Here is a 13,078-nt window from a genome sequence, read left to right on the forward strand (position 1 = left end):
CCCGTCCGGCAGGCACAACCACCCGTCCGGCAGGCACGACTACCCGTCCGGCAGGCACAACCACCCGTCCGGCAGGTACAACCACCCGCCCGGCAGGTACAACCACCAGGACAACACGCGGCAGGGACGAGGCCGGTACCGTAACACAGCAACAGTCTACGCCGACCTATACACGGCCTGCTCCCGGCGATCGTGTAACATATAACAGGAGCAGCATAAATTATCAGACAAGGAGCGCTCCTCCACCTGAACGGACCAGTACGACCGGGAGTTCTACATATACCAGGCCTGCCAGCAGTGCCACATATAACCGGCCCGACAGCCGGACTTCAGGAACCAGCGGCTCATCAGTCAGGACCGCCGCCCCGCCACCTCAAAGGCCGGCCTCTACCACCAGAGCCGGTTCTCCGGGAACAACCAGCAGGCCGGCAGTATCAAGTGGTAGGAGTTCCGGTGGCGGAGGTGCTGTATCATCAGGTACTTCGACCGGCAGTTCATCAGGTGGCGGACGCGGTTCCGGCGGTAGCGGAGGCCGGAGATAGACCGGTCATATAGAATACATCAGTTTAAAAAACAAACAATTATAATCAAATGAAGCGTATAATAATCATTATACTATCGGCGGTTCTTTTTACTGGTCCGGGCTTTGCTCAGAACGAATCCGATGCACTGAGGTTCTCACAGAAATTCTTTGGTTCTACTGCACGGGCGGGGGCCATGGGTGGAGCATTCGCCTCACTTGGAGGTGATTTCTCATCTCTTGGATATAATCCGGCCGGTATAGCGGTTTTCAGGACCACTGAGTTTACATTTACTCCTGCTTTTGGATACGACGATATCAGTTCGCGTTACATGGGTACGCGCAGATCTGATACCAAATATGATTTTGGCATGTACAATCTCGGATTTGTAGCGAGCTTCAATAATGATAATCAAACCGGCTGGGTCGGTACCAATTTTGGGTTCGGCTATAACCGCTACAACAATTTTAACAGGAACAAGGTGGTAGAGGGGGTTAATTTTGAGAGTTCGATAGCCGATTACTTTATTGCCGGCCCCTACGGGGCCAACGGGGTATATCCAGACGATCTTGATCCGTTCTGGGAAAGGCTGGCTTTTGATACTTATATAATCGATACAGTTCCAGGGTTTCCAACCTGGTATGAAACACCTGTTATGCTCGGGCAGACCCAGAGAGAGGTGATATCGACCAGTGGAAACACGGGTGAATGGCTTTTCTCCTTCGGAGCCAACTATGAACACAAGCTATACCTTGGTGCCACTTTCGGAATCGAGTCGGTCAGTTACACCCGCAATTCCAATTACAGTGAATTTGATGAACTTAACCTGAGTGATTTTGACCAGCTCCTGTTTAAGAAGAATCTTAAAACTACAGGTCGCGGTTACAGTTTCAAGCTTGGCGCCATTTACAGGCCGGTTGAATTTGTTAGGATCGGCGGTTCTGTGCATCTTCCCACGTTCTTTACCCTGACTGATGAGTATCACCATCAGATGGAATCATGGTTCAATACCGGTGAGAATTATGTTGCCGAACCCACTAACATTCAGGGCAACCGTATAGGTCCCCGTCTCAAGGAGTACTCGTTAACAACACCGTTCAGGGCCATCGGGGGTATTGCCTTGATGCTTCCTCTCCAACTTGGTGTGGTAAGTGTGGATTATGAGTATATTGATTATACCACCATGAGGCTTCGTGAAATTGACGGCGGGTATGATTTCTATTATGAAAACCAGGTTATACAGGATGTGTATCGTCCTGCGGGAAATATCAGGGCCGGTGCAGAACTGAGGCTTGGTATGTTTATGCTCAGAGGCGGGTTTGCCAGCCACGGCAGCCCCTTTGCCTCGGGCCAGTTGAATGAGGGTGCAGGTTATACAGTTTATTCAGGTGGTATTGGTTTCAGGGAAAGCAGGTTCTATATAGATATGGGATATACCTACACGGCAAATGAGTATTACTATCAGCCCTATGAGTGTGCGATTATTGACCCCTCATTCAATCAGAGCAGCAACAGCAGGTTTTTGCTTACAACTGGAATAAGATTCTGACAGCAGGCTTTATAGCATCAGAACGGTAAACCGTTAACTATCCGGGTGTTCAGAAGGCATATTTCCGGCCTTACACCCGGATTGATTTTGATAACCGCCTGATATATCCGGATGAATCAGGGCCAATATTGAACAGAAGGTCGATTATGCTGAGGTTGGGTATAAATCCGTGCCTGTCTGAGAACACCTGCCTGTATTCCGGGTAGTCAATAGTGTCCCTGGTATTGAATTCTCCCTTTTTGGGATGAAGCCTCTCCCTGAAATCTAAAGTTGCCGGTCCCGGTATATTCTCGTAGTAACTGGTTTCAGCCAGCTCTTTTTCTATTTCGAGTACTTTTAACATTCGCTCTGAAATTGTATTGTTAAGCTCGATCAGCCAGGAATATCTTTTTTCAATTAACGGCATGATCTCATCAATATAATATTCATAAAACGGAGCTGATCTGTAGGCTGACTCGATTGAGATGTGGTGCAGTCTCTGCCATGGATAACTGTAATCGGGCCTTACTTCTGTAACCGGTGTCTTCCTTTCTCGCTTTCTCTTTACCGGTATAACCAATGGGAGCAATCCGTTGGCGGACATGATACAGCATCTGTTGCGGTAACTCTGCTTGCTGTAGTTCTCATGATTTTCAATACATGTTTGTTTTGCACCTGCAATAAGTGCAAACCATGCTATCGGCGGGAAGTATGCCGTTGACAGGAGCAATGTGTCAAAGTCTGGCCTCATCTTACGGGTATTAAAAAAAGTGCCTGCAAAACCGGCAGGCACTTAATAAAATATAATGGTGTAATTATTATTGTTTTTTAATCACAAGCATTGCGTAGAGTGCGAAAAGTGATGCAGTTACAAGCTGGATCCATAAAGGAATTGAGATCAGAGGTGAACTGAAAAGAGCATAATTCAGCATGGCTACCTTTACAATGTAGTATCCGATCTTGCTCAGCACTATACTGAAAAATACCGCTCCAAAAACATTCCTTAACCTTTTCGACAATTCATAGAACAGGAATACATTCAGTGCAAATTCGGCCGACATTAGGCCTGCCTTGAAAAGGACCGGATGTCCTGATATCATGAATGATACAACAGGAAGCGCTACCGCCAGTGCATAGGCATTTGTTCTGTTTGTATGTACCAGTGCGAGTATAAGCATGATCCTCATTGGCTCAAGGTAGAACACGGGAAAGCTCAGAAGGTGTGCCAGCGCAGGTGCAAGCAGAATAACCAGGACAGCAGCCGAATCAATCAGCAGGGTGGTTACAGTTTCTCTTTTAAGGCTTAGGATAGCGGAGTTCTTCATGATCATAGTCTTTTAATTATCTTTAATATTTGTTAATTTAAAGTAGCAGAAATCTTTTTTATATTTACAGATCAAAAATAAACAAATTATCGTTTTTAAAGAAGTATTGAATTAAAACAATGTTTGCCTGTTATTATTGTTTCTGGATACCATGCCGAAAATAATCAGGTAAAAAAACTTTAAATATTATGAAGAGACGTGATTTTTTACGTAAGTCAGTCGGAGCAGGTTTTGTTGCTGGCACAACATTATCGTTTACCGGTTATAACAAACTTTTTGGCGCGGAGCTTCCGGAAACGGATACTCCCTACGATCTTGTTGCAGTTAGGGGAGGTGAGCCCGAAGCTATGTTTGACAAAGCAATTGAGGCTATGGGCGGAATGGGAAACTGGGTAAAACCCAATCAGTCCGTTCTTGTTAAACCCAATATCGGATGGGATGTTATTCCGGAGAGGGGTGCGAATACGAATCCCGGACTGGTCAGAAGGGTAATTGAGAAGTGCTATGAGGCCGGAGCCAGCGAGGTTGTGGTCTTTGACCATACTTGTGATAACTGGAGGAGAAGTTATCAGAATAGCGGTATTGAGGCTGCAGTCAATGCGGCCGGAGGTAGAATTTTGCCGGGTAACGATGAAAGCTTTTACCGTGATGTCAAAGTACCGCAAGGAAGGCAGCTGAAAGAGGCCAAGGTGCATGAGCTTGTTCTTAATACTGATGTTTTTATTAACGTACCTGTTCTTAAGCATCACGGTGGTGCACAGATAACTATATCACTGAAGAATCTCATGGGTATTATATGGGACCGTCGCTGGTGGCACAGGAATAACCTTCAGCAGTGTATTGCTGATTTTGGTACCTGGCGGAAACCGGACCTGAATATTGTCGATGCCTACAGGGTAATGATGCAGAACGGCCCGAGAGGTGTGTCTGAAGATGATATAGTTATGATGAGATCTCTTGTGATATCGCCCGACATGGTAGCAGCCGATGCAGCTTCGGCCAGGCTTTTCGGAGCCGAGCCGCATCAGATCGGCCATATCAGGATTGCCCATGAAATGGGGGTTGGGACTATGGAACTTGAGAACCTCTCAATCCACAGGATAGTAGTTTAGGCTCAAAACTTCATGATGCTGACCCTGCCGGAGAAATTCACAACCATCCGTGCAGGGTTTGCTGTTTAAGACCGGATTGTTTGTTTATTTAGTTTTAATAATAATTTGCTGTTATGCAAACCAGGTATCTGAAATCATTCAGGGTTATTATCTCCCTCTTTTTCCTTGTTGTATCAACTCTTATTTTCATAGATTTCAGAAATTCATTTTCTGAAGGTTTCATATCATCGTTTCTTTTCCTTCAGTTTGCCCCTTCGGTGGTCAAGGTACTCCAGGTAGCCGGCCTGTCGGCGCTTGGCTTCCTTGTTATCCTTCTGCTGACAATGCTTTTCGGAAGGGTGTACTGTTCAACAATATGCCCGCTGGGCATATTCCAGGATGTTGTATCCTGGCTCTCGGTTAAACTGCGCAGGAAAAAATGGCCATACAGGTATGCCAAACCCCATACTGTACTGAGGTATTCATTGCTCGGACTTACCGTGGTGTTCATGTTGTTTGGCAGCATCCTGATCCTGAGTCTTCTGGATCCCTACAGTAATTTCGGTAGGTTTGTGACATATTTTGGCAAACCGGTTGCCCTTGGCTTAAATAACTGGGTGGCTCCCATGCTTGTTTCCGGCGGAGTTTATACCCTGTATCCCGTGACTCTTCCTGCCATACGATGGGAGGTGATGCTGTTTCCCCTGTTAATGCTTGTTCTTGTTGTTTGGCTATCACTTAAATACGGAAGATTATATTGCAATACTGTATGCCCCGTAGGCACTCTTCTTGGGTATCTTTCAAGATTTTCCCTGCTGCAGATATATATCGATGAACAGGCATGTTCAAAATGTGGCAGGTGTGATCGTGTATGCAAATCATCCTGTATGAGTTTCAGGGATGGATCGGTAGATTTTTCCCGATGTGTTGCATGCTATAACTGCCTGAAGATATGCCCCGACAATGCTGTTAAATATTCTGCACGCCATGGCAGAAAAATCAGTCTGATAGATAAGGATTATCTTCCATCACCCGAAAAGATTGATGTAACTGCAAAACCTGCAGAAAACCCCGTTGTTGATGATTCCAAACGCAGCTTTATCCTTACTTCTCTGCTTGTATTTTTCGGAATAAACCGTTTTGCCAGGGCGGGGACTGATGATATTCCCGAGCCGGAGCAGGATACCACGATACCTGAGAAGAAGAATTATCCTGTTTCGCCCCCGGGCTCCGTTTCTCTCAAACATTTTAACAGTGCGTGCACTGCCTGCACCCTCTGTGTAGGCGTATGCCCGACACATGTTTTGCAACCTTCACTTCTTGAGTATGGTGTTGGAGGTTTTCTGCAACCTCATATGGACTTTCATGCCGGCTTTTGCAATTTCGACTGTACCTCATGTGGTGAGGTATGCCCGACAGGTGCTATACTTCCCTTGTCGGTTGATGATAAGCATGTTGCACAAATAGGTGTGGTGAAATTTGAGAGGGAGAATTGCGTTGTCTATACAGATAACACATCATGCGGAGCATGTTCAGAACATTGTCCCACCCGTGCGTGCGATATGGTACCCTATATTGGTGAACTTACAATTCCGGAGGTTGATGAATCAACATGCATAGGATGCGGAGCATGTGAGTATATCTGTCCCACACGTCCATACAGGGCAATCTACGTGGACGGCAATCCAATACACAAAACAGCAGAGAGACCGAAAACCGAAAGGGTTGAACAGGAAGTCGACTATGAGGATTTCCCGTTCTGATCATATTTTAACGACTAGCCTGTCCCTGAAAAGAGACGCCTCCATCTGACCCTGTTCAACCATGACCGGTTACTGTCAAGTGACAGCCAGATGAAAACCGGCCTGCCTACTATATGGTCTTCAGGCACGAAACCCCAGTATCTTGAATCCAGCGAGTTGTGCCTGTTGTCGCCAACCATGAAGTAATAATCCATTAAAAATGTATATTCATCAGCCTGTTCTCCGTTGATGAATATCTTGTTGTCGCTGACATACAGGTCATTCAGCTCGTACGCTGTGATTATTCTGCGGTACAGTGAGATATTACCGGTATCGATGGTGACTGTAACTCCTTTTGCCGGTATCACAAGAGGTCCGAAATTGTCCTCGTTCCACGGAAACAACGGATCATGGGGGAAAACTGCGCGGGAATAGTTGCCCGGAGGGTTCTCCCATCTGGTTACAGAGGTAACGTTCCTGAAGTTCCTCAGGTTTTCTGCATTTTCTTCCTTGATCGAGATATAGTATTCAGATGATGATGCCCTGGTTACATCACCCGGATAAATATCCAGCCGTTCAAGCGATCTCATATTGAGGGGAGTGCCATCGGTACGGACAATGTACTGGTATTGCAGGTTTTCAAGCTCAGTGTCAGCCGGCCTGCCATTGATATACACCTCACCGCCCTTTATTTCCAGTGTGTCACCGGGGACAGCAATACAGCGTTTGATATAGTTGTCCCTTTTATCAACCGGTCTGGCGGCAATGTTGTACTGCTGTTCAAGGAACCTGCGTGCCTCTGACTGGTAAAACTCATCGCTCCTGAGCTCTGAATGTGTGTACAGGTCCCTTTCGTAAAGCTCATTGGCAAACTGACGCATTACTGCATAATAGCTTTGGTTCTGCATCTCGAGTATTACCGTATCACCTTCAGGGAAATTGAAGACAACAATATGATTGTTCTCAATCTCCCTCAGACCGGTAAGTCTTTTATAGGGCCACTGAACCCACTCAACGTATGATTTGGTAAATCTTGTAAGCGGAAGAGTGTGGTGAGCGAATGGAAATGAGATGGGGGTCATTGGTGTACGTGGGCCGTAACTGAGCTTACTCACAAACAGATGATCACCGATAAGGAGTTCCTTCTCCATCGAACCGGTAGGTATCTTGTAATTCTGGAAAAAGAAAATATTGATGAATGTTACGGCAATTACAGCATAGATAAGGGCGTCAAGCCACTCGATAAAAGTGTTGTTTTTCCCCTCTCTTTTTTTCCAGAAGGCCCAGTTCACCTTTTTACTTATGTAAATATCATAAAGCAGGGGCAGGCCAAGCAGGAACCAGTAGTTTCCCAGCCATATGACCCATAACAGCCATGCCAGCGCCGCAGCACCGAACCTTATCCGGGATAGGTGCTTTTTGAAGAACTCGGTTGGAATAATTGATCGTTGCATAGTGGGGTAAAATTAATCAATGCTTTTAAACATTCTTTCCCATCTGATATTCTTGGGGAAACTTTTATCGTAATCGATAGATAACCATACCATCAGCGCCTTGCCAACCAGGTGATCTTCCGGTACAAACCCCCAGAATCTTGAATCTGCCGAATTGTGGCGGTTATCTCCCAGTACAAAGTAATAGTCCATCGAAAACCTGTAAGAGCTGCTTTGGACGCCGTTAATATAAATGTTATTGTTTATTATTTCAAGATCGTTGCCTTCGTACAGGGTTATTATTCTGTGGTAAAGAGGAAGGTTTGAAGTTGTAAGCTCAATTTCCATCTCTTTTCCGGGAACCTGCAGCGGGCCGAAATGATCCTCATTCCAGGGATAGTTCCTGTGAAAAGGAAATATGGTGTGGATGCCGGAATAGGGATTACGGTTTTCATAACGGTTGACCGACAATACATTGGGTAATTCTGCTACCTTATCCGTTATATCATCTGTCAGGGTCAGCTCATAGAGGGACCGGCCGGGGTTGAATTTAATGCTGTGTTCCGGTATATCCAGCCCGGCAAAAACATCATCACTGATCCCGGTACCATCGGTCTGGACAAAATACTCATACTGCATCTTTTCGTTATCTGCCTCAGGGATACTGTTAACAAAAAGCTGCCCGCCGCTGATCAATATTGTATCACCGGGCACGCCCACACATCTTTTGATGTAGTTTTCCCTTCTGTCAACCGGCCTGGTCTGCAGGTCAAATTTATCGTGTATGAACTCCCTTCCGTATTGTCTGATCAATGCATAGTAACTCTGATCGCGATACTCCAGAACAACAGTGTCTCCCTCGGGAAAGTTGAATACTATTACATCATCTCTCCTGACACCTGAAATACCGGCTAGCCTTTTATATGGCATGGTGATCCATTCAAGGTAAGAGGGCACCCTGCCTGTAAAAGGAAGGGTGTGATGGGCAAAGGGGAATGAAACTGGTGTGTTTGGAAGTTTCGGCCCGTAATTGATCTTGCTAACGAAAAGATAATCACCGGGTAGAAGTGATCTTTCCATTGAGGATGTCGGTATGGAGTATGGCTCAATAAAAAAGATGCGCAAAAATCCTGCAGCCAACAGACCAAATACGGCAGCATCTATAAGCTCAGCGCCCACTCTGCTCTTTATAAAGCCCTCCTTTCTCCAGAACAACCAACGGACTCTTTTTGAGAGAAACAGGTCGAATATTATCGCCAGGCCTAACAGTAACCATAAATTGCCCAGCCATATTACCCACAGCAGATACAATACAGAGGCTACTGCAAACCTGATCCATGATCCGGCCGGAAATTTTCTGAGAAAACTCTCCATGTGCTACCTGGTTAAATTCTCAAAAGGTCCTCCATCGTGAATATCCCGGTTCTGTCTTTTATGAACTCTGCAGCCATCACCGCACCAGTGGCAAAAACACTTCTGTCATGCGCCTTGTGCGTGATTTCAAGTGTCTCGAGAGGCGAATTGTAGGTCAGCGTATGTATCCCCGGCACTTCACCGGTCCTCTCTGATATAACACTCAGTATACCGGGATCATCTGATATGTCATTCTTCCAGCTCTTTATTGAGCAGATCTTCAGGGTTATATCTCCGGCGAGGGTGACAGCAGTTCCACTGGGCGCATCCTTTTTATGAACATGGTGTATCTCCGATATTGATGGCCTGAACTCAGGGAATCTGTTCATTACTTCCGCGAGCCACCTGTTTATCTGGAAAATGATATTGACACCTATGCTGAAATTGGAGGCAAAAAGGAATGTGCCTCCGGACTCCCTGCAATAGGTTTCAACTTCAGGGAGATTATCCGTCCATCCGGTTGTCCCGCAAACTACAGGCAAACCTGCATCAATACATGCTTTAATATTATCAGCCGCAGTTTCAGGCGTTGAGAACTCGAAGGCCACATCAGCCTTTTTGATAAGATCTGATTTCAGCTGATCAGGATTATCCAGGTCAATTTTGAGCAGGACCTCATGCCCCTTCTCAAGGGCTACTTTTTCTATCCACCTGCCCATCCTGCCGTAACCGATTATTAAAATGCGCATATTTTCAGTGTTTTATTTTCAAAGCTGGTGCGAAAAAAAAAGCCCTCTCATACCTGTAAGCAGAGATGGCTTTTCGTTTGGCTGAGAGTATCACTATTTTTTAGCCTTATCGACTATGGCTTTGAATGCATCAGGATGATTCATGGCCAGATCTGCCAGGACCTTCCTGTTGATCTCAATACCTTTTTTCCCTATAGCTCCCATGAACTCGGAATAGGACATACCATGCAGGCGAACAGCCGCATTAATTCTTTGTATCCAAAGTCCCCTGAAAGCTATTTTCTTTTTTCTGCGGTCACGGTATGAATACTGCAGACCTTTTTCAACCGCGTTTTTGGCTACCGTAAATACGTTCTTTCTTCTTCCGAAATAGCCTTTGGCCTGTTTGAGCACCTTTTTCCTTCGCTGTCTTGATGCTACTACGTTAACTGATCTTGGCATCCTGCTTTTTGATTATGAATGCACAGCGTTCCGCCTGACGGACCCTTTGATGCTGCCACACTCTGGTTAACAACTGATTTAAATAATTATTTTAGTCCAAGAAGAAGTCTGATGTTCTTGTCATCAGGTTTGCTTACAAGTGTAAAGTAGGTCAAATTCCTTTTTCTCTTTGTTGATTTTTTAGTAAGGATGTGACTTTTATAAGCATGCTTCCTCTTTATTTTTCCTGTTCCGGTGAGCACAAAGCGTTTTTTTGCTCCCGAATTTGTCTTCATCTTAGGCATTTATTCCGATTGTTTTCTGGTTATTAATTCTTTTTTTTCAACCCTTTGGGCGTGATGAACATGGTCATCCTCTTTCCTTCAAGTTTGGGCAGTTGCTCAACCTTTCCATATTCCTCCAGCTCCTGTGCAAACCTCAGAAGAAGTATCTCTCCTTTTTCCTTGAACAGGATGGTCCTGCCCTTAAAAAACACGAATGCCTTTATTTTGGCTCCGTCGGTCAGGAATTTCTTGGCGTGATTAAGCTTGAAATTAAAGTCATGATCATCGGTATTGGGCCCGAACCGGATCTCCTTGATCACAACCTTTACCGTTTTCGCCTTTATCTCTTTCTGTTTCTTTTTCTGCTGATACAGAAATTTCTGGTAATCAGTTATTTTGCAGACAGGGGGATCGGCGTTCGGCGATATTTCCACCAGGTCAAGCTCCATCTCATCAGCAAGCTTAAGGGCCCGGGACAACGGAACTACTCCCGGATTCTCAATATTATCGCCAACCAGGCGCACTGATTCCGCCCTTATTAAGTGATTGATCTTGTGTTTGGGTTCCTGCCTGACCTGTCTGCGCGGTCCCCTTGAAAATCTTTGTAATGCTATGTTACTGCCCTCCTTCTTTTAGTTGATAATTATTTTCTTATATCTTCAATCTGCTTTTCGATTTCATCTTTTGCAAATTTAGCAAAATCTTCCAAAATCATTGAGCCTTTATCACCTTCTCCCTGTTTTCTTAGGGAAACAGTGTTACTTTCAGCCTCTTTTTCTCCAACAACAAGAAGATAGGGAATTCGCTTCAACTCATTGTCTCTTATCTTCCTGCCAATCTTTTCGTTCCTCAAATCAATCAGGGCGCGAATATCGCAATTTTTAAGGAAATTAAAAACTTTTTCCGCATAATTGTGCACTTTTTCACTGATCGGGAGAATAACTACCTGGTCAGGTGTCAGCCACAAAGGAAATTTGCCTGCAGTATGTTCAATAAGAACAGCCACAAATCTTTCCATTGAACCGAAAGGCGCCCTGTGGATCATTACAGGCCTGTGTTTCTGGTTGTCTGACCCGGTATACTCCATGTCAAACCGTTCGGGAAGGTTGTAATCGACCTGTATTGTTCCGAGCTGCCATTTCCTTCCAAGGGCATCTTTCACCATGAAGTCAAGCTTGGGACCGTAGAATGCTGCTTCACCATACTCGATTGAAGCTTCCAGGCCCTTTTCCGTTGTAGCTTCGATAATTGCCTTTTCAGCTTTTTCCCAGTTTTCGTCACTCCCGATGTATTTATCCTTGTCATCCGGGTCGCGCAGTGATATCTGAACAGTGAAATCTTTAAAGTCCAAAGCCTTGAAGATGATAAATATAATATCAATGACCTTGGTGAATTCCTCTTTAAGCTGATCGGGCCGGCAGAAGATGTGGGCATCGTCCTGGGTAAACCCCCTTACCCTTGTCAGTCCATGCAGCTCACCACTCTGCTCGTACCGGTATACGGTGCCGAACTCTGCCATGCGCACCGGCAGATCCTTATATGACCGGGGCTTGAATTTGTAGATTTCGCAGTGGTGCGGGCAGTTCATTGGCTTGAGCAGAAATTCCTCTCCCTCTGCCGGTGTGCTTATGGGCCTGAAAGAGTCCTTACCATATTTATCGTAATGACCCGACGTGACATATAGCTCTTTCTGACCTATATGAGGGGTGATAACCTGTTCATAACCATGGTCACGCTGTACCCTTTTCAGAAATTCCTCAAGCCTTTCTCGAAGTTGCGCCCCCCTCGGAAGCCACATAGGAAGTCCCGATCCTACCGCTTGTGAAAATGTAAATAGCTCAAGTTCCCTGCCTATTCTCCTGTGATCCCTTTTTTTTGCCTCTTCCAGCATTGCCAGGTGATCCTCGAGCATCTTCTGTTTCGGGAAGCTTACTCCATATATGCGGGTAAGCTGTTTATTCCTTTCGTCGCCTCTCCAGTAGGCCCCGGCAATGCTCAGCAGCCTGAAAGCTTTGATGTATCCCGTATCGGGCAGGTGCGGACCGCGGCACAGATCGGTAAAGTCACCGTGTGTATAAAATGAGATAGTGCCATCTTCAAGTTCGTTAAGAAGTTCAACCTTGTACTGGTCACCCTTACGTTTGTAGTGCTCAAGTGCCTCACTCTTGGGTGTCTCTTTCCTGACGTAAGGATTCTGCTGTTTTGCGAGTTCCTTCATCTTCTTCTCTATGGCCGGCAGGTCGCTGTCGGTTATAGAGACACCCTCGGGCGGATCTACATCATAATAGAAGCCGTTGTCGATCGAAGGGCCTATTCCCAGTTTGATGCCCGGGTACAGGGTCTCAAGTGCCTCGGCCATAAGGTGGGCCGATGAGTGCCAGAATGCATGCATACCCTCTTCATCCTCCCATTTATTCAGCACTATCCCGGCGTCCTTATTTATCGGCCTGGTAAGGTCCCATACTTCGCCGTTCACAGTTACAGAAAGCACCTCTTTGGCCAGGCTGTTGCTTAATGACTTTGCTATTTCCAGTCCGGTCACCCCCTCTGGATACTCTCTTACGGATTTGTCGGGAAATGTTATCCTTATCATATTACTTAGAACCATTTTAAGTTGTGCCTGCCGGTATTT

At 45.7% G+C, this 13,078-nt stretch carries 13 protein-coding genes; 4 read left to right on the forward strand and 9 right to left on the reverse strand.

The window, feature by feature from the left end; translation table 11 throughout:
- Together EA408_01400 and EA408_01405 are read left to right on the forward strand one after the other, a co-directional pair.
- On the forward strand, positions 1-542 hold a 542-nt coding region (locus EA408_01400), incomplete at its 5' end, for a hypothetical protein (protein TVR74862.1).
- A gap of 49 nt (positions 543-591) precedes the next feature.
- On the forward strand, positions 592-2,070 hold the full coding sequence (locus EA408_01405) for a hypothetical protein (protein ID TVR74863.1): 1,479 nt from the start codon (positions 592-594) through the stop codon (positions 2,068-2,070).
- A 70-nt stretch (positions 2,071-2,140) separates the two neighbouring features.
- On the opposite strand, the gene EA408_01410 is transcribed toward EA408_01405, so the two are convergent.
- Both EA408_01410 and EA408_01415 read right to left on the reverse strand, forming a co-directional pair.
- A complete protein-coding gene (locus EA408_01410; GenBank protein TVR74864.1) occupies positions 2,141-2,800 on the reverse strand; it encodes a hypothetical protein in 660 nt (219 codons plus the stop codon).
- Between the two features lie 67 nt (positions 2,801-2,867).
- A complete protein-coding gene (locus EA408_01415; protein ID TVR74865.1) occupies positions 2,868-3,380 on the reverse strand; it encodes a hypothetical protein in 513 nt (170 codons plus the stop codon).
- Positions 3,381-3,562: 182 nt separating this feature from the next.
- Between EA408_01415 and EA408_01420 the strand changes: the two genes are divergently transcribed.
- Both EA408_01420 and EA408_01425 read left to right on the forward strand, forming a co-directional pair.
- A complete protein-coding gene (locus tag EA408_01420) occupies positions 3,563-4,486 on the forward strand; it encodes a DUF362 domain-containing protein (protein TVR74866.1) in 924 nt (307 codons plus the stop codon).
- A gap of 113 nt (positions 4,487-4,599) precedes the next feature.
- Positions 4,600-6,228, forward strand: coding sequence for a 4Fe-4S binding protein (locus EA408_01425; protein ID TVR74867.1), 1,629 nt, complete (start codon positions 4,600-4,602; stop codon positions 6,226-6,228).
- Between the two features lie 14 nt (positions 6,229-6,242).
- On the opposite strand, the gene EA408_01430 is transcribed toward EA408_01425, so the two are convergent.
- The 7 genes from EA408_01430 to thrS form a co-directional block, all read right to left on the reverse strand.
- Positions 6,243-7,661 carry a S26 family signal peptidase gene (locus EA408_01430; protein ID TVR74868.1) on the reverse strand — a complete coding sequence of 473 codons (1,419 nt, stop codon included), beginning with the start codon at positions 7,659-7,661 and terminating at the stop codon, positions 6,243-6,245.
- Positions 7,662-7,673: 12 nt separating this feature from the next.
- Positions 7,674-9,014 carry a signal peptidase I gene (gene lepB, locus EA408_01435; GenBank protein TVR74869.1) on the reverse strand — a complete coding sequence of 447 codons (1,341 nt, stop codon included), beginning with the start codon at positions 9,012-9,014 and terminating at the stop codon, positions 7,674-7,676.
- 11 nt (positions 9,015-9,025) lie between these two features.
- Positions 9,026-9,742: a 4-hydroxy-tetrahydrodipicolinate reductase gene (dapB, locus tag EA408_01440; protein TVR74870.1), complete on the reverse strand. Its 717-nt coding sequence runs from the start codon at positions 9,740-9,742 to the stop codon at positions 9,026-9,028.
- Between the two features lie 93 nt (positions 9,743-9,835).
- Positions 9,836-10,183, reverse strand: coding sequence for a 50S ribosomal protein L20 (locus EA408_01445; GenBank protein ID TVR74871.1), 348 nt, complete (start codon positions 10,181-10,183; stop codon positions 9,836-9,838).
- Between the two features lie 86 nt (positions 10,184-10,269).
- Positions 10,270-10,467 carry a 50S ribosomal protein L35 gene (locus EA408_01450; protein TVR74872.1) on the reverse strand — a complete coding sequence of 66 codons (198 nt, stop codon included), beginning with the start codon at positions 10,465-10,467 and terminating at the stop codon, positions 10,270-10,272.
- A gap of 23 nt (positions 10,468-10,490) precedes the next feature.
- Positions 10,491-11,060: a translation initiation factor IF-3 gene (locus EA408_01455; protein TVR74873.1), complete on the reverse strand. Its 570-nt coding sequence runs from the start codon at positions 11,058-11,060 to the stop codon at positions 10,491-10,493.
- A 29-nt stretch (positions 11,061-11,089) separates the two neighbouring features.
- A complete protein-coding gene (gene thrS, locus EA408_01460; protein ID TVR74889.1) occupies positions 11,090-13,039 on the reverse strand; it encodes a threonine--tRNA ligase in 1,950 nt (649 codons plus the stop codon).
- Positions 13,040-13,078 lie beyond the last annotated feature (39 nt).

This window comes from Marinilabiliales bacterium (assembly GCA_007695015.1).
Taxonomy (GTDB): domain Bacteria; phylum Bacteroidota; class Bacteroidia; order Bacteroidales; family PUMT01; genus PXAP01.

Bases quoted from the DNA above. Each gene is read 5' to 3' on its own strand.
- EA408_01405 (TVR74863.1), top strand. From the start codon at position 592: ATGAAGCGTATAATAATCATTATACTATCGGCGGTTCTTTTTACTGGT.
- EA408_01410 (TVR74864.1), bottom strand. From the start codon at position 2,800: ATGAGGCCAGACTTTGACACATTGCTCCTGTCAACGGCATACTTCCCG.
- EA408_01415 (TVR74865.1), bottom strand. From the start codon at position 3,380: ATGATCATGAAGAACTCCGCTATCCTAAGCCTTAAAAGAGAAACTGTA.
- EA408_01420 (TVR74866.1), top strand. From the start codon at position 3,563: ATGAAGAGACGTGATTTTTTACGTAAGTCAGTCGGAGCAGGTTTTGTT.
- EA408_01425 (TVR74867.1), top strand. From the start codon at position 4,600: ATGCAAACCAGGTATCTGAAATCATTCAGGGTTATTATCTCCCTCTTT.
- EA408_01430 (TVR74868.1), bottom strand. From the start codon at position 7,661: ATGCAACGATCAATTATTCCAACCGAGTTCTTCAAAAAGCACCTATCC.
- lepB (TVR74869.1), bottom strand. From the start codon at position 9,014: ATGGAGAGTTTTCTCAGAAAATTTCCGGCCGGATCATGGATCAGGTTT.
- dapB (TVR74870.1), bottom strand. From the start codon at position 9,742: ATGCGCATTTTAATAATCGGTTACGGCAGGATGGGCAGGTGGATAGAA.
- EA408_01445 (TVR74871.1), bottom strand. From the start codon at position 10,183: ATGCCAAGATCAGTTAACGTAGTAGCATCAAGACAGCGAAGGAAAAAG.
- EA408_01450 (TVR74872.1), bottom strand. From the start codon at position 10,467: ATGCCTAAGATGAAGACAAATTCGGGAGCAAAAAAACGCTTTGTGCTC.
- thrS (TVR74889.1), bottom strand. From the start codon at position 13,039: ATGATAAGGATAACATTTCCCGACAAATCCGTAAGAGAGTATCCAGAG.